The 23,412-nt window shown below is 63.0% G+C and carries 26 protein-coding genes; 3 read left to right on the forward strand and 23 right to left on the reverse strand.

Going from position 1 to position 23,412, the window contains the following annotated elements; all coding sequences use genetic code 11:
- The first annotated feature begins 108 nt into the window (after nucleotides 1-108).
- A complete protein-coding gene (locus tag PTE30175_RS09625; protein ID WP_150696835.1) occupies nucleotides 109-807 on the forward strand; it encodes a Bax inhibitor-1 family protein in 699 nt (232 codons plus the stop codon).
- A gap of 176 nt (nucleotides 808-983) precedes the next feature.
- Here the strand turns inward: PTE30175_RS09625 and rlmD are convergent, their stop codons facing one another.
- From rlmD to PTE30175_RS09680, 11 genes are all read right to left on the reverse strand, one after another.
- Nucleotides 984-2,543: a 23S rRNA (uracil(1939)-C(5))-methyltransferase RlmD gene (rlmD, locus tag PTE30175_RS09630; protein ID WP_420819617.1), complete on the reverse strand. Its 1,560-nt coding sequence runs from the start codon at nucleotides 2,541-2,543 to the stop codon at nucleotides 984-986.
- 666 nt (nucleotides 2,544-3,209) lie between these two features.
- Complete coding sequence (locus tag PTE30175_RS09635) at nucleotides 3,210-3,986, reverse strand: 3'-5' exonuclease (protein ID WP_224788674.1); 777 nt, start codon at nucleotides 3,984-3,986, stop codon at nucleotides 3,210-3,212.
- 5 nt (nucleotides 3,987-3,991) lie between these two features.
- Nucleotides 3,992-5,074 carry an RNA polymerase sigma factor RpoS gene (rpoS, locus tag PTE30175_RS09640; protein WP_150696836.1) on the reverse strand — a complete coding sequence of 361 codons (1,083 nt, stop codon included), beginning with the start codon at nucleotides 5,072-5,074 and terminating at the stop codon, nucleotides 3,992-3,994.
- A gap of 15 nt (nucleotides 5,075-5,089) precedes the next feature.
- Nucleotides 5,090-5,875, reverse strand: coding sequence for a peptidoglycan DD-metalloendopeptidase family protein (locus PTE30175_RS09645; protein ID WP_150696874.1), 786 nt, complete (start codon nucleotides 5,873-5,875; stop codon nucleotides 5,090-5,092).
- 85 nt (nucleotides 5,876-5,960) lie between these two features.
- Nucleotides 5,961-7,127: a protein-L-isoaspartate(D-aspartate) O-methyltransferase gene (locus tag PTE30175_RS09650; RefSeq protein ID WP_150696837.1), complete on the reverse strand. Its 1,167-nt coding sequence runs from the start codon at nucleotides 7,125-7,127 to the stop codon at nucleotides 5,961-5,963.
- Nucleotides 7,124-7,885, reverse strand: coding sequence for a 5'/3'-nucleotidase SurE (gene surE, locus PTE30175_RS09655; protein ID WP_150696838.1), 762 nt, complete (start codon nucleotides 7,883-7,885; stop codon nucleotides 7,124-7,126). Before surE ends, PTE30175_RS09650 begins: the two co-directional genes overlap by 4 nt.
- Before the next feature lie 108 nt (nucleotides 7,886-7,993).
- Entirely contained in the window at nucleotides 7,994-8,812 is an 819-nt protein-coding gene (locus tag PTE30175_RS09660; RefSeq protein WP_150696839.1) for an ABC transporter permease, read from the reverse strand.
- A 35-nt stretch (nucleotides 8,813-8,847) separates the two neighbouring features.
- Complete coding sequence (locus PTE30175_RS09665; RefSeq protein ID WP_150696840.1) at nucleotides 8,848-9,660, reverse strand: ABC transporter ATP-binding protein; 813 nt, start codon at nucleotides 9,658-9,660, stop codon at nucleotides 8,848-8,850.
- Nucleotides 9,661-9,685: 25 nt separating this feature from the next.
- Complete coding sequence (locus PTE30175_RS09670) at nucleotides 9,686-10,699, reverse strand: ABC transporter substrate-binding protein (protein ID WP_224788681.1); 1,014 nt, start codon at nucleotides 10,697-10,699, stop codon at nucleotides 9,686-9,688.
- Between the two features lie 30 nt (nucleotides 10,700-10,729).
- Nucleotides 10,730-11,914 carry a CaiB/BaiF CoA transferase family protein gene (locus PTE30175_RS09675; protein WP_224788682.1) on the reverse strand — a complete coding sequence of 395 codons (1,185 nt, stop codon included), beginning with the start codon at nucleotides 11,912-11,914 and terminating at the stop codon, nucleotides 10,730-10,732.
- Between the two features lie 207 nt (nucleotides 11,915-12,121).
- Nucleotides 12,122-12,847 carry a helix-turn-helix transcriptional regulator gene (locus tag PTE30175_RS09680; RefSeq protein ID WP_150696843.1) on the reverse strand — a complete coding sequence of 242 codons (726 nt, stop codon included), beginning with the start codon at nucleotides 12,845-12,847 and terminating at the stop codon, nucleotides 12,122-12,124.
- Between the two features lie 351 nt (nucleotides 12,848-13,198).
- On the opposite strand from PTE30175_RS09680, the gene PTE30175_RS09685 reads away from it, so the two are divergent.
- On the forward strand, nucleotides 13,199-13,555 hold the full coding sequence (locus PTE30175_RS09685; RefSeq protein ID WP_150696844.1) for a hypothetical protein: 357 nt from the start codon (nucleotides 13,199-13,201) through the stop codon (nucleotides 13,553-13,555).
- Between the two features lie 61 nt (nucleotides 13,556-13,616).
- Here PTE30175_RS09685 and PTE30175_RS09690 read toward each other — a convergent pair whose 3' ends face one another.
- The 8 genes from PTE30175_RS09690 to PTE30175_RS09725 form a co-directional block, all read right to left on the reverse strand.
- On the reverse strand, nucleotides 13,617-14,072 hold the full coding sequence (locus PTE30175_RS09690; RefSeq protein ID WP_150696845.1) for a hypothetical protein: 456 nt from the start codon (nucleotides 14,070-14,072) through the stop codon (nucleotides 13,617-13,619).
- A gap of 77 nt (nucleotides 14,073-14,149) precedes the next feature.
- On the reverse strand, nucleotides 14,150-15,475 hold the full coding sequence (locus PTE30175_RS09695; RefSeq protein ID WP_150696846.1) for a hypothetical protein: 1,326 nt from the start codon (nucleotides 15,473-15,475) through the stop codon (nucleotides 14,150-14,152).
- A 165-nt stretch (nucleotides 15,476-15,640) separates the two neighbouring features.
- Nucleotides 15,641-16,390 (reverse strand): peptidase C39, encoded by a 750-nt coding sequence (locus PTE30175_RS09700; RefSeq protein WP_150696847.1) that lies wholly within the window; start codon nucleotides 16,388-16,390, stop codon nucleotides 15,641-15,643.
- Nucleotides 16,391-16,397: 7 nt separating this feature from the next.
- A complete protein-coding gene (locus PTE30175_RS09705; protein WP_224788683.1) occupies nucleotides 16,398-17,048 on the reverse strand; it encodes a C39 family peptidase in 651 nt (216 codons plus the stop codon).
- 129 nt (nucleotides 17,049-17,177) lie between these two features.
- Nucleotides 17,178-17,951 (reverse strand): hypothetical protein, encoded by a 774-nt coding sequence (locus tag PTE30175_RS09710; RefSeq protein WP_150696849.1) that lies wholly within the window; start codon nucleotides 17,949-17,951, stop codon nucleotides 17,178-17,180.
- A 27-nt stretch (nucleotides 17,952-17,978) separates the two neighbouring features.
- Nucleotides 17,979-18,593 carry a hypothetical protein gene (locus PTE30175_RS09715; RefSeq protein WP_224788675.1) on the reverse strand — a complete coding sequence of 205 codons (615 nt, stop codon included), beginning with the start codon at nucleotides 18,591-18,593 and terminating at the stop codon, nucleotides 17,979-17,981.
- Nucleotides 18,590-19,063: a hypothetical protein gene (locus PTE30175_RS09720; protein WP_150696850.1), complete on the reverse strand. Its 474-nt coding sequence runs from the start codon at nucleotides 19,061-19,063 to the stop codon at nucleotides 18,590-18,592. Before PTE30175_RS09720 ends, PTE30175_RS09715 begins: the two co-directional genes overlap by 4 nt.
- 5 nt (nucleotides 19,064-19,068) lie before the next feature.
- Nucleotides 19,069-19,554 (reverse strand): hypothetical protein, encoded by a 486-nt coding sequence (locus tag PTE30175_RS09725; RefSeq protein ID WP_150696851.1) that lies wholly within the window; start codon nucleotides 19,552-19,554, stop codon nucleotides 19,069-19,071.
- Nucleotides 19,555-19,713: 159 nt separating this feature from the next.
- Between PTE30175_RS09725 and PTE30175_RS09730 the strand changes: the two genes are divergently transcribed.
- Nucleotides 19,714-20,049 (forward strand): hypothetical protein, encoded by a 336-nt coding sequence (locus tag PTE30175_RS09730; RefSeq protein ID WP_150696852.1) that lies wholly within the window; start codon nucleotides 19,714-19,716, stop codon nucleotides 20,047-20,049.
- 131 nt (nucleotides 20,050-20,180) lie between these two features.
- On the opposite strand, the gene PTE30175_RS09735 is transcribed toward PTE30175_RS09730, so the two are convergent.
- The 4 genes from PTE30175_RS09735 to PTE30175_RS09750 form a co-directional block, all read right to left on the reverse strand.
- Nucleotides 20,181-21,542: a sigma-54 dependent transcriptional regulator gene (locus PTE30175_RS09735; RefSeq protein WP_150696853.1), complete on the reverse strand. Its 1,362-nt coding sequence runs from the start codon at nucleotides 21,540-21,542 to the stop codon at nucleotides 20,181-20,183.
- 241 nt (nucleotides 21,543-21,783) lie between these two features.
- Nucleotides 21,784-22,380 carry a recombination mediator RecR gene (gene recR / locus PTE30175_RS09740; RefSeq protein ID WP_150696854.1) on the reverse strand — a complete coding sequence of 199 codons (597 nt, stop codon included), beginning with the start codon at nucleotides 22,378-22,380 and terminating at the stop codon, nucleotides 21,784-21,786.
- Between the two features lie 80 nt (nucleotides 22,381-22,460).
- Nucleotides 22,461-22,787 (reverse strand): YbaB/EbfC family nucleoid-associated protein, encoded by a 327-nt coding sequence (locus PTE30175_RS09745; RefSeq protein WP_150696876.1) that lies wholly within the window; start codon nucleotides 22,785-22,787, stop codon nucleotides 22,461-22,463.
- A gap of 46 nt (nucleotides 22,788-22,833) precedes the next feature.
- Nucleotides 22,834-23,412, reverse strand: a 579-nt coding sequence (locus tag PTE30175_RS09750) for a DNA polymerase III subunit gamma/tau C-terminal domain-containing protein (RefSeq protein WP_275938952.1), incomplete at its 5' end; no start/stop codon positions are given.

The raw sequence follows: 23,412 nt of genomic DNA on the forward strand, positions 1-23,412 counted from the left end.
CGCGCGCAGGGGTGCCGGTCGCGGGGACGCGCCGGAGAATCCGGCCAGTCAAGGCAGTGTCGAATCGCGATCCGGCGAGGCCGGATGCGCATTTGCAAAGGAGAACACATGAACCAGGATTTCCAACGTTTCGGCTATGGCCGGGGTGGCGTCACCACGGTGGCCGTTCGCAACCGGGTGTTGCGCAACACTTACTGGCTGCTCGCCTTGTCGATGCTGCCGACGATTGCCGGCGCGTGGCTTGGCGTGACCTATGGCTTCTCGCTGTTCGCGGGCAGCCCGATGGTGAGCGTGATCGCATTCCTGGCGATTGCCTTTGGCTTCATGTTCGCCATTGAGCGTTTCAAGAACAGTGGCGCTGGCGTGGCCCTGCTGTTGGGCTTCACGTTCTTCATGGGCCTGATGCTGACGCGCCTGTTGAGTTTCGTGCTGGGTTTTTCGAATGGCGCGTCGCTGATCATGATGGCGTTTGGCGGCACGGCGGTGATTTTCGGGGCCATGGCGACGGTCGCCACGGTGAGCAAGCGCGACTTCAGCGGCCTGTCGAAGTGGCTGTTCATGGGCGTAATGGTCATTGTGCTGGCGTCGATCGCCAACATCTGGCTGCAACTGCCGGCCCTGATGCTGACGGTGTCAGTACTCGCCATCGCCATCTTCTCTGCGTACATCCTGTTCGACGTGCAGCGCGTCGTGAACGGTGGCGAAACGAACTACGTCACGGCCACGCTCGCGATCTACCTCGACCTGTACAACATCTTTGCCAACCTGCTCGCCTTGCTCGGCGTATTGGGCGGCAACCGCAACTAAGCGGCGCACTCCCGGATCGGGCGGACCACGCATTTCGCCCAATACCGGAAAATAAGCCGGCCTTTCTGAACTGACCCCATCAAGTTGGACATCGATCCAACCTTTGGGGGTGCAGTTCATTCGAGGCCGGTTTTTTTACGCCCAGATCATCCGACCCTTATTTTTCAATGCGTTCATCAAGCACTAACGTCGGAAGTGACGTCGGGCATCCCTGCCGAATCCACGTTCTCGGACAAGTCCTCTTGTTCCGCGGCGGCGGAAAGGGGAGCTGAAACGGGAGCTGAAACGGGAGCCGAAACGGGGGCCGACATACGGGGCACCCATTTTTCACCGATATTGGGCCGTTCGAACACGGCGATCGATTCGACGTGAGACGTGTGCGGGAACATATTGACGACCCCGGCGTGCGTCAGGCGGTAGCCGGCTTCATGAACGAGCAGACCGGCATCGCGCGCGAGCGTACCGGGGCCGCAGGAGACATAGACAATACGGCGCGGCAACCCGTCGTAGCCGGCCTGCGACAGTTCCGCCAGCGCCTTCGCGACGGCCAGTGCCCCTTCACGGGGCGGATCGATCAAATAGCGGTCGAAGTGGCCGAGCGCGCGAATATCCTCGGCCGAGACCTCGAACAGATTGCGGCAGGCAAATTCCGTTTTGCCAGCCAGACCGTTACGGCCGGCGTTGGCGAGCGCGCGCTCGGTAAGTGCCGTGCTGCCTTCGATCCCCACGACCCGGCCGGCCACGCGGGCCAGCGGCAGCGTGAAATTGCCGAGCCCGCAGAACAGGTCGAGCACCCGCTCGTCCGGTCGCGGCGCGAGAAGGCGCAACGCTCGGCTGACCAGCACGCGATTGATCTGATGATTGACCTGCGTAAAATCCGTCGGCTTGAACGGCATACGAATATCGTATTCCGGCAGCGTGTAATGGAGTTCCGGTTCGAGCGGATAGAACGGCACAGCGGTGTCCGGCCCTTTCGGCTGCACCCAGAACTGCACGCGATGCGTGTCGGCAAAGGCCCGCAGGATCGCCTCATCTTCCGGCGTTAGCGGCTCGAGGATTCGCAGCACCAGCGCCGTGACGTCGGCGCCGATGGCCAATTCGATTTGCGGAAGGCGTTCTTTGATTGACAGCGACTCCACGAGGCGGCGCAACGGCACGAGCATATCCGAGACGTGACGCGGCAGCACTTCACAGGAATCCATGTCGGCCACATAACTGCTTTTGCGCTCGTGGAACCCGATCAGCACTCCGCCCTTCTTGGCGACGTAACGTACCGTGAGGCGTGCGCGAAAGCGATAGCCCCAATCCGGCCCTTGAATCGGGCGCAGCAGCGTTTCGGCCTTGACCTTTCCGAGGTGCCACAGATTGTCTTCAAGCACGCGCTGCTTGATGGCCAACTGGGCGCGCGGCTCCAGGTGTTGCATTGAGCAGCCGCCGCACTTGCCGAAATGCGGACATTTCGGATGGGCGCGCATGGCACTGGCACGCAGGACGCTGACCGTATCGGCCTGCTCGAATTTGGGTTTGCGGCGGTACGAGAGGAAAGTGACGCGCTCACCCGGCAGCGCGCCTTCGACGAAAATCACCTTGCCCGGCTTATACTCCGGCGTACCCGCTTCGCCCTCGGGCGGCAGGCGGCCGACGCCACGCGCTTCCATGTCGAGCGAGTCAATGTCGATGATGCCAAGCTCTGCGGGCTGGCGGCCGCGGTGTGCATGTCTTGTGGGGCGGGTCACGGCGTCATTCTCAGTACAGCAAACCCGCCATTGTAGACGATTCGCTGGGTGTATTCCTCCTGAGGAGGAGGAATTGGGTGGGATGCCGGTTTGTCGGGCACCAGCGGCATCTCGATGTGATTCCCTTGCGCCCTCCCCGGCTCCCGGGGCCGCCAGCGGACCTTCAGCACTGGCCCAAATTGCTGCGCTCGCGCCCTCTCCAGCGCCCGAGGCCGCCAACGGAGCTACTTTTGCTGCGCAAAACCAGCGCCATTGCCGTCGTCATGCATCGAGGGGAGCACCCGTGAGGCGAGCCAGGCCGCCAGTGATTGCGATGCTGCCCCCGGGCCGATGAACGACTGGGTCTCACGACACTTTGGCTGTAGGGACCGTCGCTGGGAGTGCCGCACTGGCGGCGGTTACGGAGGGCAAAGTGTCGCGTGGGGGAGTGTGAAGCGGGTCTTCGACGGACCGGGAATCAAAGGCACGGTAACGTCGGTGCCGTTTTATTGACCCTCCTGCAGCGGACGTGTGCTCCGGGAGCGGAAGGAGGGTCGATAAAGCGGCTGGCGCGAGCGTGGAAAGCGGGTCCAGCCTCAAACGAAGCGTCAACTGACCACGGTGGAAAGCGGGTCCAGAATCGAACAAACCGCCAGCCTACCCAACGGGGAATCAACCCCAAAAAACTCACCCAAACGCCGCTAAATACTCCTTCCAATGCGGCGCAGCCTCATCGGCAAGCGAGCGTTTGACGAACTCGATTTCCTGCTCGTACTCCGCCATGCGCAGCCCGCCGCGCATCAACTGAAAACGGCAATAGACGAGATACGTATTCACGACATCCGTCTCGCAATAATTGCGAATCTCCGCCAAATTTCCTTGACGATAAGCTTCCCAAACCTTGCTGCCGTCCATGCCGAGCTTTCCCGGAAAACCGCAGAGCTTGGCGAGGTCGTCGAGCGGCGCGTTGGCGCGCGCCTGATACATCGCCAGCAGGTCCATCAGGTCCAGATGACGGCTATGGTAACGGCTGATGTAGTTATTCCATTTGAACTCGCGATCGTCCTCGCCCATGTCCCAATAGCGCGGGGCTTGCACCCCGTGGATCAGTCCGCGGTAGTGGAGCACCGGCAGATCGAAACCGCCGCCGTTCCAGGATACCAATTGCGGCGCGTATTTCTCGATCGTGCGGTAGAACGCGCTCACAAGCGCGCCTTCGCCGTCCTCGAGCGTCCCAATCGATTTTACGCGCAAACCATCACGATCGCGGAACACGCAGGATATCGCTGCGACCCGATGCAGATGCAGCGGCAAGAAGTCGTGACCGACCTTTTCGCGGCGCGCCGCAAACGCCGCTTCAGCGACTGCGTCGTCGGACAACCCTGCCAATGCGGGATCGAGCCGACGCAAACCGTCGACGTCCGGAATCGTCTCAATATCAAATACCAGGACAGGTGTGGGCAAGGGCATCACAAGACGGCGTCCTTACGAACCCCGTTCGAAGCAAAATAACGTTTGAGTTTGACCAGCGCTTCCTGCTGGATCTGCCGCACACGTTCGCGCGTCAGCCCCATCTCGTCCGCCAGTTCTTCCAGTGTAGCCGGTTCGACCCGGTTCAAGCCGAAGCGGCGCTCGATCACATAGCGGTGCTTCTGCGACAGCCGGGACAGCCACAACCGCATCAGATCTTCCAGCTCGCGGTGCTGCACCTCCTGCTCCGGCGCCTCGCTGTGGTCATCCGACAGCAGATCGAGCAAACTGCTGCCCGGGTCGATTTCGAGCGGTGCGTCGAGCGATGCCACATGCTCGTTGAGCGCCAAAATATCGGTAATTTCCTCAGCCGTCTTGCCTGTCAGGTCCGCGATATCCTCGATGCTCGCATCACGATGCTCGCCACCGTCCGCATGCGCCGCACTCTTTTCAAGATGGCGCTTCGCGCGCAACACCTGATTCAGCTCGCGGATCACATGCACCGGCAAACGCACCGTTCGCGCCTGATTCATGATCGCCCGCTCGATGCTCTGGCGAATCCACCATGTCGCGTACGTCGAAAAACGGAAACCGCGGCCCGGATCGAACTTCTCGATCGCATGCATCAAACCGAGGTTGCCCTCCTCGATCAAATCGAGCAAAGGCACCCCGCGATTCAAATACCCCTTCGCAATACTGACAACGAGCCGCAAATTGCGCTCGATCATCACCTGCCGCGCCGGGAACTCGCCCGCCTGCGCGCGTGTCGCGTAGTCGAGCTCCTCCGCGGGCGACAGTAATGGCTTGATGCTGATGCGATTGAGATAGTGCTGGACGGTATCGGCCGTCAGCTCGGCCTGCAGCACCGTGCCGAAGTCCTCCGGCTCGGCCACCGGCCTCGCTGCACGGCGCCCCTCGGCCGATGACGATTCGGACGACTCCTCTTCATCGCCCTCCTCCTCCGCCTCACGCTCTTCAGCGAAAGCGTCGTCCACAGCTTCGTCCTGCCCCTCGTTCCGATCCTCGGAACCCGGGGTAGCGAGGCCTTCCTCTTGCGAAGTACGACGCTTTCTCTTGAGCATTCGACCCTGCCTTGGTTATTGAGGCGGCAAATACTTCATCGGATCCACAGGCTTGCCATCGCGGCGCACCTCGAAATGCAACATTACGCGGCTCGCGTCGGAATCCCCCATTTCGGCGATCTTCTGCCCTCGGGTTACGCTGTCGCCTTCCTTCACCAACAGTGTGCGATTGTGCGCATACGCCGTCAAGAAGGTGCCATCGTGCTTGATGATCACCAGATTGCCGTAGCCACGCAGGCCCGCGCCCGAGTACACCACTTTGCCCGCGCCGGCTGCCACCACTGGATCACCCGCGCTGCCGGAAATGTTCAGCCCCTTGTTGGTGCTGTCATTGAATGTGCCCACCACGCTGCCGCGCGCCGGCCAGCCAAGGGATAATGCCCCGCCGCTCGCCGCGGGCGCCGATGCTGCCGGGTTCGCCTGCGCCGGTGCGGCCGCGGGGTTGTTCGCCGTAGCCCCGTTCGCGCCGCTCGCCGCAGCGCCTGCGACCGGCGCAGCCTGGGGCAATGGGGTCGCCGTGTCACCCGCCGGCGGCTTCACGCGCAGCACCTGACCCACTTCGATCTGGTCCGGGTTCGCGATATTGTTCCAGCGTGCGATGTCACGGTAATTCTGCCCGTTTTCCAACGCAATCCGATATAGGCGATCGCCCGGCTTGACACGATAGAAGCCCGGCGGCACCGGGGTATCGTCAACGACCGGCGCAGCGCCAACCACACTGCCCGACACACTCGTGCCCGGCGTCATGGTCCGGTCGACCACGGGCGCGCCCACCTGGCGCGATGCGCATGCAGCCAGCATGCTCAACAACAACACACTGGCGACGCGCTGATGAAGTCCCGCTCGCAAATTCACTCAATTCCTCCGCAGAATGTAGCTGTCGGGCTCAAATAATGCCCGATTTTAAAGGTACGAATAAGACCCTATCAAGGCGCGTCTCCCGCCATTGGCGCGGGCCCGTACGCTCGATCAAGGTCAAATACTGTTGTTCGCCGCCGACCGGCGCGACAAGACGCGCGCCGACCGCCAATTGCTCCAGCAGCGCCTGCGGAACTTCAAGGCCAGCCGCAGCAATGATGATGCCGTCGAACGGTGCGACGCTCGGCAACCCGAGTCGGCCGTCGCCGTAGTGCAAACGGATATTGGGCACGCGTAACGGCCGTAGGTTCGCTTTGGCGCGCTCATGCAATGGCCGGATGCGCTCGATCGAGTACACCTCGCGCGCCAGCAGGCTCAGCACGGCCGCCTGATAGCCGCAGCCCGTGCCGATTTCCAGCACCTTGTCCAAGGTGGGCCGGCCCGCGAGCATCAGCTCGATCATCCACCCCACCACCGAAGGCTTCGAAATCGTTTGCCCGTGGCCGATCGGCAGCGCCGCATCCTCATACGCCTGATTGGCCAACGCCGCATCGACGAACCCGTGACGCGGCACCGTCGCTATCGCGTCGAGCACGCCGCGGTGTTTGACGCCGAACGCCTCGACACGCTCCGCCAAACGCAAACGCACCCGCTCGGAAGTGAGGCCGACGCCGTCGGACTGGGTCGCGGCGCGGGCAACGGTTTTCTGCATGCCACCGCCCGGCGAAACGGATTTCGCCGCCGGCTTCGCGGCAGGTTTCGGCACCGGCTGCGCATGCGGCGCGGCGGCCGGTCGGGCAGCGCCCGTCTTCGCGCCCGCTGCGTGGGTACCACCGTGATGCCGCCCACCGCCCGGTTGCGGTCGTGCGGAAGCGCCTGACAGCGACGTCGCCGAGGCGCGCAGTGCATGCGCCGGCTTGCCGGCAGCCGCAGCGCTCGCGGCGCCTGATGCAGCCTTCGTCGCGGCATGGCTTGTGGTTTGCCTTGTCATATTCGTGCCCGGCTTGCTTGCCGTTTTCGCCGCCGGCGGTGTCGCGGGCTTGCCCGAGGCCGGCGTTGCCGGCCGCGTCATCGAAGCCGGTGGCGCACCCGCCGGGGAAACGCGCGCGGCCTTGTCCAGTGCGGTCGATTTGCGTTGGCGGCGCGCCATCACATCAGCGAGCGGAAGTGGGAAACGCTTCGGTGGTGTCGTCATCGTCCAGTGACCCCTGCGCTGGCGAGCCAATCATGCACGACGTCCAGTCGCGCGGTGTGCGTCAGATCCAGCTGCAAGGGAGTCACCGAGACGTAATCGTGTGCCACGGCATGGAAATCGGTGCCTTCGCTGCTGTCACGCGCGTCGCCGGCGGGGCCGATCCAGTAAATCGGTTCGCCGCGCGGATTCTCCTGTCGGATCACCGGTTGCGACGGATGCCGCTTGCCCAGCCTTGTGGCCAGCGCACCCTTGATCTGGGCATACGGCAGATTGGGAATATTGACGTTCAACAGGAACGGCGCGCCAATCGGACGCTCCATATACCGTTCGACAATCTCGCGCGCCACACGTGCGGCGGCGTCGAGATGATCCCACCCCTTGTTCACCTGGGAAAAAGCAAACGACGGGATGCCGAACAGGAAGCCTTCGGTGGCGGCGGCCACGGTGCCCGAATAGAGGGTGTCTTCCCCCATGTTCTGCCCGTTGTTGATGCCCGACACGACGATGTCGGGGCGCTCGTCAATCAGCCCGGTCAGGGCAATATGCACGCAGTCGGTCGGCGTGCCATTGATGAAACGGAACCCGTTGGCGGCGGAAAATACCGACAGCGGCCGTTGCAGGGTCAGGGAGTTCGAGGCGCCGCTACAGTTCTGTTCGGGCGCCACCACGGTAATGTCGCCAAGCGGTGACAGCGCCTCGTAAAGCGCAGCCAGGCCCGGCGCCTGATACCCATCGTCGTTGCTGAGCAGGATTCGCATAATGGGAATTGTAACCGAGGAAAGCCACGGCGATATGTCACAAATGCGGTCACAAATGCGGTCACAATTGCGGCCGTGCCCGAGGCCAGCCGGCCGCCGTCCCTTGTCCTACATTTTCTCGGTCTCCCCGGCCTGCGGCTGCCATACCATCAGGCGTCTTTCGGCCAGGCCGACCAGCGAATCGAGTGCGAGCGCGAACGCGGTGAGCACCAGCACCCCGGCCAGCACGGTGTTGATGTCGAAGGTCCCTTCCGCCTGAAGGATCAGATAGCCGACGCCGCGTGACGACCCCAGGTATTCGCCAACCACCGCGCCCACGAACGCCAGTCCCACCGAGTTGTGCAGGCTCGAAAACACCCAGCTCGTGGCGCTTGGCAGATACACGCGGCGCAGCAGCTGGCGCTGATTGGCACCCAGCATGCGCGCGTTGGCCAACACCACCGGACTCACTTCCTTCACGCCCTGGTAGACGTTGAAAAATACGATGAAGAAAACGAGCGTGACGCCCAGCGCCACCTTCGACCAGATGCCGAGCCCGAACCAGACCCCGAAGATCGGCGCCAGAATCACGCGCGGCATTGAGTTCGCGGCCTTGATGTACGGATCGAGCAACGCGCCGGCCGTCGGCGACAGCGCCAGCCACAGACCCACTGCCAACCCGAACACGGTGCCGATGACGAACGCCAGCGCCGTCTCGAGCAGGGTCACGCCGAGATGCAGGTAAATTTCGCCGCCCGCGAACCACGTCCAGATCTGCATCAGCACGCGCTGCGGCTCGCCGAAGAAGAAGGCGGCCTTGTCCGGACTGTCGAAATAGAAGGCGGGCAACAAGGTCGGGCTGGTCAGCGCATACCAGACGAGAAAACACGCAAGCAGCAGCAGCCATTGCCACAACCGCAGGTAACGGGACAACGAACGATTTCGCATGACGTACGGATCTCGACTCGAGTGGAAAATGCCGCTTAAACCGCTTTCAATTGCTGGGCGTAGCCCTTCAGGACTTCCTCGCGCAGCACGTCCCATATCTGGGCATGCAGCTCGGTGAATCGCGGATGCGACCGAATTTCCGCAACGTCTCTCGGGCGCGGCAAGTCAATTCGGAATTCACCTATCGGACGTGTCCCCGGCCCTGCCGACAACACGATCACGCGATCGGACAGTGCGATGGCTTCGTCGAGATCGTGCGTGATGAAAAGCACGGCCTTGCGCTTCGCGGCCCACAGGTCGAGCAGCTCATTCTCCATCAACTGACGCGTCTGGATGTCGAGCGCTGAGAACGGCTCGTCCATCAACACGATGTCGGGATCGAGAATCAGCGTCTGCGCCATGGCGACGCGTTTGCGCATGCCACCCGACAACTGATGCGGATAACGGTCCTCGAAACCGCCGAGCCCCACCCGTTTGAGCCATTCCTGCCCGCGCATGCGCGCCTCGTCCTTCATCACGCCGCGGAACTCGAGACCGGCGGTAACGTTGTCGATGGCATTGCGCCACGGCATCAGCGCTTCAGCCTGGAACATGTAGCCCGCGCGGCTGTTGATGCCGGAAAGCGGCTCGCCGAAGACCTTGACGTCGCCGGACGACGGCGACAACAAGCCGGCGGCCACATTGAGCAAAGTCGACTTGCCGCACCCGGTCGGCCCCACGACGGATACGAACTCGCCGGCCGCGATGGTCAGCGACGTGTCGGCGACGGCCGTATAACGCTGGGTGCGGTCGTCACGCGCGACAAAGGTGCAGGTAATGCGGTCGAAACTGAGGGCAGGTAGGCTCATGGGTCGGTGGGTGACTTCCGGCGCGTTACTTGTACTTCGCGTCCGCTTTCTTCGCGAACTCGTTCGTAAAGGTCTTCGACAGGTCGATCTGCTTGCCGCGTACCGTTTCGTCGAAGGCCTGCAGCGTGCGCAATGCCGTGGCGGGTCCGTCGGCCGGAATCAGGCCGTCCGGCGAGATGGCTTCTTTCACGCGGCTCCAGGCATCGAGATACAAGGCGCGGTCGCCCAGCAAATACGACTCGGGCACCGTCTTGATGAGCTCCGACGGCCCCGCGGTCTGCAGCCAGCGCAGCGCATGCACCATCGCGTTGGCCAGCGCTTGCGTCGTATTCGGATTCTTCTGAATGAAACTGTCCGTCGAGTACAGGCAACCGGCCGGCATATTGCCGCCGAACACGGCTTGCGTCTCCTTGAGGGTGCGCGTATCGGAAACGATGCGCACTTCCTTGTCGCGCTCCAGCATCGTGATGACGGGGTCCAGATTCACCATTGCGTCGATGTTGCCCGACCGCAGCGCCGCCAATGCGCCGGACGAGGCGCCCACGCCCACGAATGCAACCTCGTTGGGCTTGATGCCGGCCTTGGCCAGCACGAAATTGGCCATGATGTTGGTCGACGAACCCGGCGCGGTCACGCCGATCTTCTTGCCCTTCAGGTCGGCGAGCGACTTGTAGTTCGGCATCGTCTTGTTGGAGACGGCGAACACAATCTGAGGGGCGCGGCCCTGCAGAACGAAAGCGCGGATGTACTGGTTCTTGGCCTGCAGCGCGATGGTGTGTTCATAGGCGCCTGACACGACGTCGGCACTGCCCCCGAGCAATGCCTGCAACGCCTTGGAGCCGCCGGCAAAGTCGGAGATTTCGACCTCGAGGCCCTCCTGCTTGAAGTAGCCCAGGCGCTCGGCGATGGTCAGCGGGAGGTAATAGAAGAGATTCTTGCCGCCGACGGCGATCGCAATCTTCGTCTTTTCCAGCTTGGCCTGGGCATGCAGCGGACGCACGCCTGCGCCGATCAAGCCCGTTGCGGCCAGGGCCGACATGAATTGCCGTCTTTGCATCGATTGTCTCCGTCAGATGACGTTATTGCTTCGCAACTTAAATATTTGGTCGGCATCATAACCCAGATGCCGCAGCACTTCATCCGTATGTGCCCCCAGTTCGGGCCCAAGCCATTGGGTCTGCCCCGGCGTTTCCGAGAGTTTCGGCGAGATATTGGGCAGATCGATGGGCGTGCCGTCGGGAAAGGCATGCCGCTGGATCATCTGGCGTGCGATGAATTGCGGATCGGTGAACATGTCGGCCACCGTATAGATCCGGCTCGCCGGCACGTCCGCGCCCTGCAGCACGCCAAGGGCGGCCTCGATGGGCTGCGTGCGCGTCCACGCGCCGATCGCATCGTCGATTTCCTGCGTGCGCGGCACGCGTCCGTCATTGTGGGCGAGACCCGGGTCGTCCGCGAGATCCTGTCGCCCGATCGCGCACATCAGGCGCTTGAAGATCGGATCGCTGTTGCCGCCGATAACGATCATGCCGTCCGCACATGGATAGGTGTTCGACGGCACGATGCCCGGCAAGGCGGCGCCGGTGCGCTCCCGCACCATGCCCGCCACGCTGTATTCGGGTACCACGCTTTCCATCAGATTGAAGACAGCCTCGTACAGCGCCACGTCGACCATCTGGCCGCGTCCGCCATGCGCATTGCGGTGGTGCAGGGCCATCATGGCGCCAATCACGCCATGGAGCGCGGCGATCGAATCGCCGATCGAGATACCGATGCGCGGCGGCGGCAGTTCGGGATAGCCGGTAATGTGACGCAGGCCGCCCATCGACTCGGCGATCGCGCCAAAGCCGGGACGGTCGCGATACGGTCCCGTCTGGCCGTAGCCGGACAGGCGAACCATGATCAGCCCCGGGTTGATGGCCGAGAGTTGTTCGTAACCGAGTCCGAAACGTTCGAGCAGGCCCGGCCTGAAGTTCTCGATGACGATGTCCGCCTCGGCAGCGAGGCGGCGCACGATGTCCTGGCCTTCGGGATGTTTCAGATTGACGGTGACCGATTTCTTGTTGCGCGCCTGCACGGCCCACCACAGCGACGTGCCGCCTTCAGCCGGGTGCAATTTGCGCCATTTGCGCAGCGGATCGCCGCCGGCGGGGTCTTCGATCTTGATGACTTCGGCACCGAATTCGGCGAGCATGCGCGCCGCGAACGGCCCCGCAATGAGCGTGCCGAGTTCGAGCACCTTGACGCCGGCCAACGCGCCTTTCGGGGTCGATGGGTCGGGTACGCTTTCAGGCGCGGCAGTTTGCGAACGGGCAGCCGCTGCGGCGGCCGGTGAAGTGGGCGTTGACGATGACGACGATGCGGACAACGTGGGCTCCTCTGTCTCGGTATCTTGTTCTCGAAGCCATGATGGTAATCCCGGCAGCGCGCCGCGCCTATTGTCTCCGTTTGATTTGGGCGTTCACGTCTCGAAGAGGCGCTTCGCGCCGCGTTGCGCCGCAATATAAATCGCCTCGCCGCGGTTGCGCGCGCCGAGCCGGCGGTACAACGCCGAGACGTGCGTCTTCGCCGTGCCTTCGGAGATAAGCAACTGCTGGCAGATGGTCTTGATGGACAACCCGCGCGAGAGCAGCGCAAGGATTTCGTATTGACGTTGCGAGATGCCGAGCAAGGCGGATTCAGCCAATTGGGCCGCCTTGTCGCCGCCCAGCGGAAACACCGGCAAACCGGCCGCCGCCAATGGGCCGCCGCCCAACGACTCCTGGCGCCACAGCATCAGAAGCGCCGCGAGCGATTCATCGGGCACAAAACGGCCGCCCGCCAACACCAGGTCGATCACCGCGCGCGTGCGCACCGCCGGCGCCGGCCACGGCAAACAAGCCGAGACGCCCAATTGCAGCCAGCGAATCATTTCATCGGGAAACAGCGTATGTCCGGTCACGATCACCGGAATGACGGGGAGGTGTTCCGACGCTTGCACGCACAACAGCTCCAGTCCGGCGCGTGCGACCGACTCGCCCACCACCAGGCACCGGCGCACGGGCGACTCGCGCAACCACGCCCAGTCGCGCGGTTGAATTTCCCGGGCGTGGCGCAATGCGACCGACGAGTCTTCCCCGTCGGCCTGCAAGGCCGTTGTCAACCCCCCGGTCAAGGGGGCGTCTTCGCCCACCACCAGCACGCGCATGCTTCCCCCGCTCTGCCTGGTCAGGTCAGACCGCTTCTTATTATTGTGTCTTGCCGCCCTGCGGCGATTCGATTAGACGAAACCCTCGGATTCCGTACGCTGCGCGCAACCGCACCCGCCGGCGCGCATCCGAGACGGTTGGCGTCCAGTTTATGTCGGTTCGCCGCAATTCGCGCGGCATTTGCGCTGCGCATCGCGTAGCTGTTGCCCGCGCGCGACATCCCCCCTGCGGCGAAAACCGAAGGGCAGTCGCATATGACCCCCAATAAACCCCTATCTTTTCCCCGAGTCCGCAATACAATACAGAGCAGTGTCGCAGGCGGCGGCACGGTGGACGCCGGGGGGCTCGCCATGTCAAATACCATTACCCATTTGATTCGTTCAGCCATGTATTGTCTGCCGGGCCTGCTCATGCCGGCGACGGCTCACGCCGACATCACGGCGCCAACGATGCTGCCGGCGCAGCCGATTAGCGACGCGGCCCTTTCGACAATGCGCGCGACACACGGCCAGTCGGCGACAGTCGTCGCAATGCCGGCCGCCCCGACAATGCAACTCAGCGCGGTACGCCTGTGGGACGAAATCATCCCGCCCGTTCCCGCGCCGAAGCCGCAACAGAACACGGGCACGCACCTCGACACCACCACCAACCTTCACAGTCAACAGCTGAGCGTCGTTCACTTGAGCGTGGGCCCCGTCCGTCACTGAGCTGCCGCAACAGGCTGCCGGTGGCGGCGATTTTTTGCCGTGCCGCATACGCGCGTACCCCCTACTGGATCGGGTAGGTCGACTTCGCCTGCCGCCATTGACGCGCCGCCACCGAACAATCCCGCGTTGTCAGCGGTGTTTGTTCGGTCGCCGCCATCTGTAGCCGGACCTTCTCCCACCCGCCGCGAATCTGCGAAAACACGTTGGTCTCGCCCGTTGCGCGTTCGGCGCTAGTCAACAGTCTGTCGAGCTGTGTCTCCGCACGCGTCCCGTCGTCCGCCAGCAATCCACCCTTGACGCATTGATCGACCCGCGTTGCGACGCCGCCGAGCAAGCCGCCGAGCTGCTCCGGACTCAATCGCGGCGTTTCCGCCGCAGGCTGGCTCGACGAACCACCGCCGAAAACGGTACCCAGCGCCACACTGCCAAGCGAGTCAGGCACCCCGTAAGCCGTCGACACCATCAACCACCCCGCAACCGCCAGACAGGCGGCCAACCCCGATCGAATCTTGTCCATCTCCGTTCTCCCGCATGCGGCACCACGCGCACCGGACATGCCGGCGGGCGCAGTTCCGCCCTGGTTACCCCGTCCCGTCAAAAGGTGTACGGGAACCGAACGCCGATCACATAGTTCGGCGCATCGGGCGACATGCCGGCATTGACATAGCCGTTGAACGTCCAATGTTTGTCGATCGCGTAATTGATGCCGAAATTGAGCGATGCCGCGTTGGTCGCGCTGCCGGCTACCTTGGTATAACTGCCGCCAGGCACCTGGGTCTTGGATGCGCGCGAAATCGCGGTCGAATAGGAAATGCTCAATGCGGTCTTGTCATTCAGTGCCAGCGCCATCCCGGCACCCACCTGCACGACATCGCCAAGCTTTACCTTGGCCGGCTGCACAACGCCCGATACCGCCGAGATGTCGTTGAACGAGCGCGCGATGTTGTACGTGTAGGCGACGTTCGCGAACAGCACGATCGGATCGTACGTACGCAGGAAGGACACCCCGGCCGTGAGCGACCAGATCCCATTGCCGGTAGGCAGGCGTTCCGGCGTTTGCAGATTGTTGTTGTTCGGATCGGGCGTGACCAGCTTGATGCCGAACGGCGACGTGCCGGTAGGCGCCGTCACACGCAAGGAACCGACGATATCCGGCCAGCCCGTCGATTCCTTGACGATTTGATAGTACAGCGATGCGTTGACATCGCCGATCGCAGACGAGTTCTTCGAGATGTCGCTGATCGTCGTCGATGCGCCGCCGACACCGCCCGAGATGAAATTCGTATTGCGATACAGATACGGAATGTCGACGGCCACGCTCAACCGGTCGGTCAGACCGTAGCGCGTGTTGACGTCGAACGTCCACACGCTCGCCTTGGTCTCGCCGAGGTTGAGTGTGCCAAGGAAAATCGCGTCGAGGGCGAGAAAGCCCGTCAAGGCCAACTGGCGACGGTCGTAGTAACCGTAGCTCAAGCCAGCATCGATGGTGAGCTTCTTGTCGAACAACGGCGCATGTTCACGCTGCACCACGGCTTCTTCCCCGGGCGAGCGCTGCGCTTCGCTTTCACTGCGTTGCATTTGTTGCGTCTGGCCGATCGGCGCCGCCGAGCCTGCGCCGGAGGATCCGGCCGCCCCACCGGCCGCCGCGCCGGCCGTGCCGGCGGCGGTACCGTCGCTCGGGGATATCTGCGCGGTGTCCCACGCAGTCAGCCCCCTCGCGCGCTGCGTCATCTCCAGGTCGGTGAGACGCTGCTTCAGAGAAGAAATTTCCCGTTGCTGCCGGTCCACGATATCCATCAACTGCTGGAATCTGTCGTCCGGCGAGGGGCCGGTATGCTCCTGAGCCTGGGCCGATAGCGTGAAAAGCAGTACCCCCCATGCGATCGCGTCAACGGGAAAAAAACGGTGATTGTTCTTCATGGCACCCCCCCGGGTAAAAGCGCCGCGGTGCCTGAACGGCCCCGCCGCGCTCAATCCAACATCAACTCGAAAACGTCTCGTCCTTGCTGCTTGACTGCTTTGTCTTTACTTCCGCTTCTTTTCTGGATTCGCCGCCTCCCTGCACGGCGATCCCCCGCTTTGTATTTACCTGCGCGCCGGCAGCATGTTCGCCAGCGCGCTTTGGATGCCGATTTGACGCAGCGCATCTGCGGTAATCGGGCTGGTTTGGAGATGCAGGTTCAACGTGTTGAGCACTTGTTGGTTGTTGCCCGTCACTTGCACCAACTGCATGAGGCGGTTCGCCGCACCGCCTGCGCCGCCTGCGACCGACTGGGAAACATTGCCGAACGGCGTCGAAAGGTTGAGGTTTACGCCAGCCGCATTGATCGCCACCTGTGCCGTCGAGCCGCCCAGCGATGTCGACGAACTCGTTGCGCCTCCCGTGCCGCCGGTCGGCACCAGATGTGCTACGGGTGAGAAATCGATGCTTGCGAAGTTGGTCGCGGCGTTGCCGTTGCCGGCCACCTGCGTGATCTGCGCCACACCGTTGATGGTAGCCAACGCGCTGGAGACCATATTGTTTGCCGACGGCAACACGTTCGTGAGCGCCGGCGTGACGCCGGTCGCGCCGGAGGTGCCGACTTGATAGCCATTGCCGGCCTTCTGTACGTCGATGGCGCCGGAGGCAATAAGATTCGCGCCCGACGGGGTCTGCCATTGCGACTGCAATACGAGCTGGAAGCCCGCTATCATGTTTTGATCGAGATACTTTCCGGTAGCCTGCGCGAGCACGTCGTCGTCGACGGCCTGCCAGGATGTCGGCACTTCAGACGCGAGCACGGGCATGGCGCCTGCGAGCAGGTTCAGAGCCAATAGCGTTGCATAGCGATTCATGATCTTCTCAGAACAAGTCCGACCTGATTAAGCCGAAATCGACCATGGGCGTCGGCGACGTTCCCGTGGCAAGCGCGCGGTCGCGCAACTTCATGGCCAGGGATTCGTTGCCTTGCAGAAGGGGGGAGTCCTCCTTGAACGGTTTGCCGACGACAGCCAGCACCAGCCCGTTCCATTGTTGGGCAAAAACGTCTTCTTCGACGATGCGGTTGCCAAGCGCGGGATCGGCAACGAACACACGTCCTTCCGCGGCAGCCTTGATGACGACGAAATGCTGGTAGCCTTTGATGTCTATCAGCGCGATCACCGGAACGCGCAGTTGGTGCAGCGCAGCCATGTCGACCCGGTATCCCCGGCCACGAAAGCCAAGGGTCTCCACGAATTTCTTCATGTCCAGCATCGAGAAGCCGTTCTTGATCACGATCTCGGGGGTCGAGAACGTCATCATCTGCTTGATCAGTTCGGGCTCGGGAATGTCGATGCCGTAGCCATACTTGAGCAGGGTCGCGAGCGCGGCGGAGCCGCAACTGAAGTCGTATTGCTGCCTGACGATGTTGCGATAGCGCAAGTCGCGCATCGTATGGATCGTCTTGACGATTGGCACACCTACCATTTCATTGGCGTCAAACGCCAATTGGGCATGCCCGAGCAAAGGCATGCCAAGCAAGATGCCGACGAATAACTGCCGACACAGAGAGCCCTTACGGAGTCTCAGCATCACGGCCTCCCTGCGAGGTGGTCGGGCCGGCTGCGTCTGCAACCGGCCCGAGCTCGCGCTTAGTGAGTCTTACAATTTGGCGCCTACTGCGATTGCCAGGCTGTTGTGTTGGTTGTTGCCAACGCCCGCAGCCAAGTTCACGCCGATGTTACCCACGGCGCCGGCCAACGCGCCGCCGCCCAACGTTGCCATGTCCACCACCCCCGTTTCCTTGTTGCCAGACGTGGTTTGATCGTTGGTGCCCGTCGCCATGGCCAACACGCCACTCTTGTTGATCGATGCAGCCAGCGCATTTTCCTGGTTGTTGCCGGCACCGGCCGCGATGTTCACGCCGATATTCCCCTTGGCGTCGGCCAGCGCGCCGCCGTCAAGCGTGGCGGTATTGGTCATGCGCTTTTCGGAATTTCCGAAGGTCTTTTGATGCGATACCGAAGTCGCTGCGGCGAAGACGTTGTCTGCGTCAATTGCCGCCAACGCGACGTCGTTGGACTGGTTGTTGCCGACACCGGCCGCCACGTTCACGCCGATATTGCCCGAAGCCTTTGCCAATGCGCCACCGCCTACGGTCGCAGTCGGGTCATCGCCATGATCCTTATGATGGTGCTTCATCTTGCCCGGCTCGAGCGTGTTGTTGAAGGTCAGCTGTTCATTGCCGATGTTGGCCTTGGCTTCGCCGTCAACCCAGTTGAAACCGAAGAAGAACAGACAAGTCCGGACGTTCGCGACGTTGTTGATCTCCGTGTTGCTGCTGACGCTGAGTTCTTCATCGCCATCGCCGCCTGCCATCGCGGATCCGGCGGTTAAGGCCAATACTGCGGCAACTGCGATAAATGTCTTTTTCATGATCATCTCCTTGACGAGAGCGCAAGTTTAAAAAGATGTGCCCGCCGGGGGACGGAGCACAAAAACGTTTGCGGTTACATTGCCTATCCCAGCCGACTGGTTGACCTGCACGATGCCCGATGCATTACGAAAGGCGTCCGGAGAAATGGATGCCTCCCGAATCTGCACGGAGGTGCTGCCTTGGCCAGTCGGGCCACCCTTGGAGATCGCGCCGGATAGTGCCGTATCCGAGACGACCTCCACCCCACTCACCGCGCCGACGACAATCGCCGCGGCGTTGTGTTGAAGATTTCCGCTGCCACTGGACTGATTGACCTGCGTCAGTCCGGTGACACCTGAAAATGCCGCGCCGCCGATCGTGCTGCTTGCGGTGGCGACGTCGCCGGCGATGCTCGCCGACTGCCTGGACCCGATCACGCCAAAGACGGCGCTACTGGTCGCGATGACGGCTTGATTACTCTGCGCACTGCTGCTGCCCGCAGCTTCGTTGACCGCTATCCGCCCGGAAGCGTTACGTGCCGCGTCCCCATTGATGACGGCATACGCAGCGTTGCCGTCGAGCGACTGCGCCTGTGCCGGGAGGCCGTGGATGCCGGCGCACGCCAGTGCGACGGACAACCCGACCACGTGACGGGCGCTCATTTGCCGGCTCCCGCGGTGCCCAGCATCGAAGGCAGCGTCGACAGCACGCCAAGGGCGCCGGTGATCGTGCCGCCCACGCCCCCGGCGAGGCCGCCAAAAGCGCCGCCAAGCGTCCCGCCCGGCGTCAGGGTGCCGGCGGCGGCACCGCTGCCTGCCAGCAGCCCCACCATCGCGGGCTGCAACGCGTTGTCCACTACACCGCCCACGCCTGTGGCGGCATACGACGCCAACTCGCTGTCGGTCACGCTTTGCAGCGAATCCATTGATGCGCCGAAAGCCTGGGACGGGAAGGTGTGCACGCTCTCCGTCACCGGATAGCTATCGACCGGCAAGCCGCGGTAGGCGATACGCGGGCCGACTTGGCGCTCAACGACCAGATCGCCGGGATCTGCGCTCGCGGACTGGACGGCCAGCCCAAGCAGGACTGCAGCCAGCCCTGCGCGCGTCAGTGAATTCGGCACGTGGCCCATGGCGTTCACCTCGTCGTGTAAGTCACACGCGTGACTTGCACGTTGCTGCCGTTCGACAACTGTTGCGGACGCGGCAGCGGCACGCCTGAGGACGGAAGTTCGTCCCACAGGGTGACGCCGTTGGCTGCCATGCCGGGCACCGTCAACGTCATGCCTTGCGCATTGCGGCCGCGTTCATTGCCGAGACTGCTGTCGTCGATGCGCGCGACGCTCGTCGCTACGGCGCCGGAGAAGCTCTCGTCTTTGGCTTGCGCCGCCGCGGCTTCGTCGTCGGCCGCCTGCGTAGCGACCACGGATGCAACGGCCTTGTCCACCACACCCGTATCGGACACCATTGCCAGTTGGGTCTCGGCGCCGCGCAGTTGAGGCTCGGCGCCCTGCGCCAACACCGGGGCCGCGCACAAAGCACCCACGGCCGTCAGCGCCGTCATGCACAGTGCGCTCAAGCGTTGCCGCGCGCTGTGGGTCATGTCAAAGGTGAGAAGTCGCATTGCCGTGTCCTCCTTGCGGAGTCAATAAAGCGACTTCCGTGCCACGGCCTTCAGACCATTGAAAACAAAGCGTTTTTTATTCTCGACCTCGAGCCCTGGCACCCACGGGAGCTAAAAACGTTTCATGCCTGATACGCGCCCCTCGATATGCCCAACATCGTGGCCGCTGCGCTGCGTCAGGCCCGCCCGCAAACATCGTTGATTTGTCGGACTTTTTCACGCGCGTGGGGCAAAAGCACGTATATCAAGGGATCGCGCGTCGGCGGTGGCGAGGTCGGCGCCGATTTCGGCGGGAAGTGCAACGCTCGCCGGAAAGACCGCTCCAGGCACGGCCGGCGAGGATGTTTCAACTTTGATGCCGCACCGGATGCGGCCGCCGATGACGCTTCCACGCACGCCAGCATGCCGGCCGCCGCGACGCCGTACGCACTGCGCACCGTGCCCGAACAGGCCGTCGCCAACGACGACGCCAGCCGTCGCCAAAGACGTGGATAGTTCGTTAATCTAAGGAATATCGGGTACCGGGGAGCGATCGGGGAACAGACAGCCGAAATTGCCTCGTGCGCAGGCAAAAAAACGACCGGCCCGCTTATCACGGGACGGTCGCCTCACTCCGCCAGGAGACATCAGGCCGGCACGCCCGATTCTTCACCACGCAAACCATATCGGCACATCAGCCGATACAGCGTAATACGAGAAATGCCGAGCTCGGCCGCGACATCCGTCAACCGATGGCAGTGCCGCAGCAGCGCCTGCTCGATCGCCTGCCGTTCAGCCTCGGTGCGAATCTCTTCGAGCGTGCGCACCAGCTTCGGCGCCCAAGCCAACAGGTCCAGATCTTTCGCCGAGATCATGCGGCTGTCGGCCATCACGATGGCGCGCCGCACGCGGTTGATCAATTCGCGAACGTTGCCCGGCCAGTGGTATTCGTACATGGCCTGCACCGCACACTGCGTAAAGCCGCGGATCTTGCGATGGTTGTCGACTTTGAACCGTTGCAGCACATGGTGCGCGAGAATCTCGATGTCCTGCCCGCGCGCCCGCAGCGGCGGCTCCTCAACCCGCAGCACGCACAGGCGGTGGAACAGGTCAGTACGGAAACGCCCTTCCTTCACGGCCGCCTCGAGATCAACGTGCGTCGCCGAGATGATGCGAACGTTCACGGGAATCACTTCGTGGCCGCCGAGGCGCTCGATCGCGCCTTGCTGCAGGAAACGCAGCAGGCCGGCCTGGCTCTCGATCGGCAAATCACCGATTTCGTCGAGGAACAGCGTACCGCCATTGGCCGCTTCGACGCGGCCGATCTTGCGTTGATTGGCGCCGGTAAACGCGCCGCGTTCATAGCCGAACAGCTCCGATTGCATCAAGTGCGGCGGAATCGCGCCGCAGTTGATCGCGACGAACGGGCCCTTCGCCCGCAACGAACGTTCATGGATGGCAACCGCCGTCAACTCCTTGCCGGTCCCCGACTCGCCCGAAATGAACACCGGCGCGTCGGTATTGGCCACTTTGCGAATCGTGCGGAACAGTTGCTGCATGACTTCGCACGTACCAACCATTTCCTGGTCGCCGGTCGTTGTCTGGGGAATGACAAGCGGCGCTTCCGACAGCGATGCCATGCCCCACGCGTGACCGATCGAGTGCGCAAGCGCATCGTTCGAGCACGGCATATTGACGTAATCGAAGCAATAGTCGCGAATCAGGCGCCGCACCGGCGTGCTGGCGAGCTGTTGCGGAAGGGTCGCGGCAACCCAACCGACCGTGGCCGGTTGCATGCACGTTTCGAAGGAACTCATGTCGCGGTCGCTGTAACCGCTGCTGAGATCGATGAGCGCCGCCGTGGTGAGCCCCGGGGTCAAGACCCGTCCCACGTCGCTGGCCGACTTGGCTGGCGTCACATGCCAACCTTGAGCGCTCATGTAGGCGAGCACCGCATCATCGTGCTTTCGGGAAGCGTAAATCAGGGTGCGCCCGGTATCGTTAGCCATACCTTAACTCCCTGCCATAAGCAGATCCTGTCGCGCCGGCAATGATCGCGGTGTGCCTGCACGTCAGGTGAACGGCCCCAATACCGCCCGCGTTTGTCAACGAGCCACGTCGGGCTCCGGGTCGGCAATTCAGTCTAGGTGAGGGGTATGTGCGCAGATATAGCGGAAAACAGCTAATCCGATTGGATGACGGTACGACTACCTACGCGCAGAAGTCCCTGCGGCCGCAGGCGTGTGATGCTCAGAGCGTATGACGATCGAGGACTGCGCGGGCGATGGTGCCAGCATCCACATATTCGAGTTCGCCGCCGACCGGCACCCCTCTCGCCAGACGGCTGACGCGCAATCCGCGCGCCTTGAGCATCTGGCCGAGATAGTGCGCGGTGGCCTCGCCTTCATTCGTGAAATTGGTGGCGAGCACGACTTCCTCGACCACGCCGTCAGTGGCACGGCGAATCAATTGCTCGAAGTGAATCTCGCCCGGACCGATGCCGTCCAGCGGCGACAGGCGGCCCATCAGCACGAAATACAGCCCCTTGAATGTCATGGTCTGCTCGACCATGTTCTGGTCGGCGGGCGTTTCGACGACGCACAACAGCGCGGGATCGCGCTCGGAATCGAGACAGGTTTCGCAAATCTCGACCTCGGTGAAGGTGTTGCAGCGCGCGCAATGCTTGATCTGCCCGGACGCATGCAGGAGCGCCTCGCCAAGGCGCACCGCACCGCTTCTATCACGCTGAAGCAGATGATAGGCGATGCGCTGGGCCGATTTCGGCCCGACGCCTGGCAGCGCACGCAGTGCCTCGACCAGTTCCTGCAGGCTCGAGAGTTGCGTCATGTTCGCCCCCAGGGCGCATGCCGGACGCTGCGCAATGCGTAGCGTCCGGTGAACCCCCGAACGGATTTGAGAGACATGCGTTAAAACGGCAGTTTGAAGCCCGGCGGCAGCGGCAGGCCGGACGTCATGCCACCCATTTTTTCCTGCGCGGTGGCTTCGGCTTTACGCACGGCATCGTTGAACGCGGCGGCAACGAGGTCTTCCAGCATGTCCTTGTCGTCCGCAAGCAGGCTCGGGTCGATCGACACGCGGCGAACATCATTCTTGCAGGTCATGGTCACCTTGACGAGACCGGCGCCAGACTGTCCCTCGACTTCGATCTGGGCCAGCTGCTCCTGCATCTTCTTCATGTTGTCCTGCATTTGCTGCGCCTGTTTCATCAGGCCAGCGAGTTGTCCTTTCAGCATCATGACTCCTGGAGGTAAAGCGAAAGCAATCGCGTAAACAGTTGGATTATTGCACCGGGCGGATGGTCCCGGGCAGGATTTGCGCGCCGAATTCTTCGATCAGCGTGCGCATCATGGGATCGTCGGCAATCGCCTGCTCGGCGGCACGCTGGCGTTGCGCCGCCTGTTCCGCGGCGATCGCGGCGGCCGTCGTGCCGACGGCACCCAGTTCGACCTGAAGATCGACCGGGCCGCCGAAATGTTCGATCAGCACCTGCCGCAGTTTGTCGGTCGTCGCCGCATCGGCCAACTGACGCAGCGGTACCCGCACCGTCAGCGTGCGCCCCGCCACCTCGATCAGTTCGCTCTGATAGGCCAACTGCTGCGCCAGTCCGCGTGCCGGCAGTTGCGCGGCGAGCGCGGGCCATTCGCCAGTGAATAGCGGCGGCACGCCGTCGACTTCACGGAAAACGACCTTCGCGGGCGGCGCGCGCCGGGCGGATGTCTTGTCCTCAGGCGCGTCCTGCGCGGCAGGCTCGGGCTCGGGCTCCGGATCGCTTCCAGCCCCATTGCCGGCGCCATTACCGGCAGCCTCCCCGCCCTGCGCAACGCGCGCCGGGCCCCGTGCGGCAGGCGGTGCGCCGCG

The organism is Pandoraea terrae (assembly GCF_902459695.1).
Classification (GTDB): Bacteria; Pseudomonadota; Gammaproteobacteria; order Burkholderiales; family Burkholderiaceae; genus Pandoraea; species Pandoraea terrae.

What these genes read in the sequence shown, in the direction of transcription:
- PTE30175_RS09625 (WP_150696835.1), top strand. Translation starts at nt 109, where the DNA reads ATGAACCAGGATTTCCAACGTTTCGGCTATGGCCGGGGTGGCGTCACC.
- rpoS (WP_150696836.1), bottom strand. Translation starts at nt 5,074, where the DNA reads ATGCTCAAGAGAAAGCGTCGTACTTCGCAAGAGGAAGGCCTCGCTACC.
- PTE30175_RS09645 (WP_150696874.1), bottom strand. Translation starts at nt 5,875, where the DNA reads ATGCTGGCTGCATGCGCATCGCGCCAGGTGGGCGCGCCCGTGGTCGAC.
- PTE30175_RS09650 (WP_150696837.1), bottom strand. Translation starts at nt 7,127, where the DNA reads ATGACGACACCACCGAAGCGTTTCCCACTTCCGCTCGCTGATGTGATG.
- surE (WP_150696838.1), bottom strand. Translation starts at nt 7,885, where the DNA reads ATGCGAATCCTGCTCAGCAACGACGATGGGTATCAGGCGCCGGGCCTG.
- PTE30175_RS09660 (WP_150696839.1), bottom strand. Translation starts at nt 8,812, where the DNA reads ATGCGAAATCGTTCGTTGTCCCGTTACCTGCGGTTGTGGCAATGGCTG.
- PTE30175_RS09665 (WP_150696840.1), bottom strand. Translation starts at nt 9,660, where the DNA reads ATGAGCCTACCTGCCCTCAGTTTCGACCGCATTACCTGCACCTTTGTC.
- PTE30175_RS09670 (WP_224788681.1), bottom strand. Translation starts at nt 10,699, where the DNA reads ATGTCGGCCCTGGCCGCAACGGGCTTGATCGGCGCAGGCGTGCGTCCG.
- PTE30175_RS09680 (WP_150696843.1), bottom strand. Translation starts at nt 12,847, where the DNA reads ATGCGCGTGCTGGTGGTGGGCGAAGACGCCCCCTTGACCGGGGGGTTG.
- PTE30175_RS09685 (WP_150696844.1), top strand. Translation starts at nt 13,199, where the DNA reads ATGTCAAATACCATTACCCATTTGATTCGTTCAGCCATGTATTGTCTG.
- PTE30175_RS09690 (WP_150696845.1), bottom strand. Translation starts at nt 14,072, where the DNA reads ATGGACAAGATTCGATCGGGGTTGGCCGCCTGTCTGGCGGTTGCGGGG.
- PTE30175_RS09695 (WP_150696846.1), bottom strand. Translation starts at nt 15,475, where the DNA reads ATGAAGAACAATCACCGTTTTTTTCCCGTTGACGCGATCGCATGGGGG.
- PTE30175_RS09700 (WP_150696847.1), bottom strand. Translation starts at nt 16,390, where the DNA reads ATGAATCGCTATGCAACGCTATTGGCTCTGAACCTGCTCGCAGGCGCC.
- PTE30175_RS09705 (WP_224788683.1), bottom strand. Translation starts at nt 17,048, where the DNA reads ATGCCTTTGCTCGGGCATGCCCAATTGGCGTTTGACGCCAATGAAATG.
- PTE30175_RS09710 (WP_150696849.1), bottom strand. Translation starts at nt 17,951, where the DNA reads ATGAAAAAGACATTTATCGCAGTTGCCGCAGTATTGGCCTTAACCGCC.
- PTE30175_RS09715 (WP_224788675.1), bottom strand. Translation starts at nt 18,593, where the DNA reads ATGAGCGCCCGTCACGTGGTCGGGTTGTCCGTCGCACTGGCGTGCGCC.
- PTE30175_RS09720 (WP_150696850.1), bottom strand. Translation starts at nt 19,063, where the DNA reads ATGGGCCACGTGCCGAATTCACTGACGCGCGCAGGGCTGGCTGCAGTC.
- PTE30175_RS09725 (WP_150696851.1), bottom strand. Translation starts at nt 19,554, where the DNA reads ATGCGACTTCTCACCTTTGACATGACCCACAGCGCGCGGCAACGCTTG.
- PTE30175_RS09735 (WP_150696853.1), bottom strand. Translation starts at nt 21,542, where the DNA reads ATGGCTAACGATACCGGGCGCACCCTGATTTACGCTTCCCGAAAGCAC.
- recR (WP_150696854.1), bottom strand. Translation starts at nt 22,380, where the DNA reads ATGACGCAACTCTCGAGCCTGCAGGAACTGGTCGAGGCACTGCGTGCG.
- PTE30175_RS09745 (WP_150696876.1), bottom strand. Translation starts at nt 22,787, where the DNA reads ATGCTGAAAGGACAACTCGCTGGCCTGATGAAACAGGCGCAGCAAATG.